At 59.5% G+C, this 2094-nt stretch carries 2 protein-coding genes, 1 tRNA gene and 1 pseudogene; 3 read left to right on the top strand and 1 reads right to left on the bottom strand.

What is annotated here, in order from left to right; genetic code table 11:
- The first annotated feature begins 18 nt into the window (after positions 1-18).
- Together EV665_RS32065 and EV665_RS33030 are read left to right on the top strand one after the other, a co-directional pair.
- Positions 19-95, top strand: a tRNA-Met gene (locus EV665_RS32065).
- Positions 96-334: 239 nt separating this feature from the next.
- Positions 335-457, top strand: a pseudogene (locus EV665_RS33030) (P-type conjugative transfer protein TrbG); the annotation flags it as partial.
- Positions 458-511: 54 nt separating this feature from the next.
- Here EV665_RS33030 and EV665_RS32055 read toward each other — a convergent pair.
- Positions 512-721, bottom strand: coding sequence for a hypothetical protein (locus EV665_RS32055; RefSeq protein WP_133037272.1), 210 nt, complete (start codon positions 719-721; stop codon positions 512-514).
- Positions 722-1555: 834 nt separating this feature from the next.
- Here EV665_RS32055 and EV665_RS32585 point away from each other — a divergent pair.
- Positions 1556-1696 carry a hypothetical protein gene (locus EV665_RS32585; RefSeq protein ID WP_162853243.1) on the top strand — a complete coding sequence of 47 codons (141 nt, stop codon included), beginning with the start codon at positions 1556-1558 and terminating at the stop codon, positions 1694-1696.
- Positions 1697-2094 lie beyond the last annotated feature (398 nt).

Below are 2094 nucleotides of genomic sequence, written 5' to 3'. Positions count from 1 at the left end.
TCGGCAAAAACCGGATAACGCGGGGTGGAGCAGCCCGGTAGCTCGTCAGGCTCATAACCTGAAGGCCGCAGGTTCAAATCCTGCCCCCGCAACCAATGATCCCTGCGATTCGCTCAAGCCCTTGCTATGCAAGGGCTTTTTGCGTTTCTGGACCCCGGATGCCTCGGCCCGGCCCATCAGATCTTCGAGGATTTGCCGCTCCTTGAGAAAGTCCGGGTTCTTCTTGCCCGATGCAAACGTCAGGATGGCGGCCAGGTCGCCACGCAGCACGATCGTCAGTTCTTCGCCATCTGGCACAAGCTCGATGCGGCAAACGAGCCCGCGGAGCCGTTCGGCCGTCGCGGAACTGTGGCTTGGCGACAAGGACACGCAGAAGCGTGTCCGCATCGTCCGCACCGATGGACGGCCGGCGACGGCGAAACGCACGGCGCTGTTCTCGTCGGGGCGTGACCGATGAGCAATCCTCCCGACCTCAAGGCGCAATTGCGCCTTCGCTCCGATCCGCCGCGCGTCACTCCGCCGACTTGCCGCCAGGAGAGGGGGCGATGACCACGTTCTGGACCAGCTTCCGCACCAGGTTGAAATGTCCCTGCACGGCGTCGTGCGAGGACTTGCCGGTGCGCAAGATGGTGGTCAGCGCATTGGTGATCTGGTTGAACATGGACGGGTTGATGGTGAACGGCTTGAACGTGGCGTTCTTCTTCGTCGACAGCCGGCTCATATAGGTCTCATTGTTGAGGAGGCTCGTACAGCGGCGGCGGTCACCACGGATGGTCGTGTCCCCTCACGCTTGACACTCTCGGGACGACATCGCCGTGCCGCAACACATAGCCAGCGTCGGCGGAGACGCCAAGTTCGCTTCCGGTAAACGGATGAGGTCACCCGGAGGAACGAGGCAGGCGGTTTACGGCCAGCTTCTGGTCTTCACGTGCGGTTCACGCGAAAGACCTCAGATGCGGGAATAATTGCCGGATCGTAGCCACGGTGGCCGGAAAATCAATCATTGATTGCATTTTGACAGATGCAGCAAGGATTCATTTGGCCTGCATCAACTTCTCGCAGTTTTGGTATTTTGAAGCGAATCTGCGCTCCAAGATATTCAATAAAATCAGTAAAATATGTTTGTAATCCACGGCTTGTATCTGGTGGTCGATTTGACGAGACTGACAGCTCAGGTGATCATAGAGGCACAGCGATCATGCTGAACCGCAGGAGAAAGTCATACATGAGTACCGTCATCAAGCTCAAGAGGCACAACCAGAAGAGGAGGGAAGGGCAAGCCGGCGGCCGGGGCTACGGCCGCGGCAGGTGACCCCGCGCCCGAAACGGACAACGCGCTCCAGCGCGCGTTGGGGAAGATCGTCTCGCTCAACCGGGATTCCACGCATCACGCCTTCGAGCTCGGTGCCTGCTTCGCCGAGATCAAGGCGCTCGTCCCGAAAAGGGGCTTCGGCAGGTGCCTCAAGGTCTTCACGGACTATATCGTCCGCTCCGCCTGGAGCTACATCTCGATCCATACCATGAGCGGCTCGGGGCCTGCCGCGAAGTTCTTCTCATGCACGCGATCCTGCCGACGGTGATGTTCGAGCTGGCCAAAGGCGAGCCCGCACAGATCGAGGCGGTCATCACTGCCGGCACGCGCACGATCTCATTAACAGCATCGCGGCGCGCTTCAGCGTCAAATGGTCAGAAGTGACAACTGGCGGCCGGCCAAGCTTCCGGAAGGCACGGCCCTGGCGCGAGGTCCAGAGGCTGCTCCATCGTATGGGCGGGGTCGAGTCCTGGCCGGGTCGCGTCGACTTCAACTCTTCTCTGGAAATCTCATGCATCGTGCTCAATCGGCAATGAGAAAGTTAGTCGCTCCGCGCCACGTAGAGGTGGATATTTTTATCGGGAAAACATGAGTTTCGGCGGCGACTTTATCCGGGCGACTGGCCTATGGCTTGGAACTGATCTAAATCACTGCGCTTGCACACAAATTCCGTTCTGCTAGAAATTACGTGTCAACGGCGGAGTAAAAACCGGCCACGGGGCGGAGCAAAAGTCGGCCACTGCGGCGCCGGCCTGAGACCGCCGGGAGGGCTTAAGCCCGAG

Source organism: Shinella granuli, from assembly GCF_004341885.1.
Classification (GTDB): Bacteria; Pseudomonadota; Alphaproteobacteria; order Rhizobiales; family Rhizobiaceae; genus Shinella; species Shinella granuli.
Note: the sequence above shows the minus strand (reverse complement) of the source record. Positions and strands in the feature narration are given on the sequence as shown.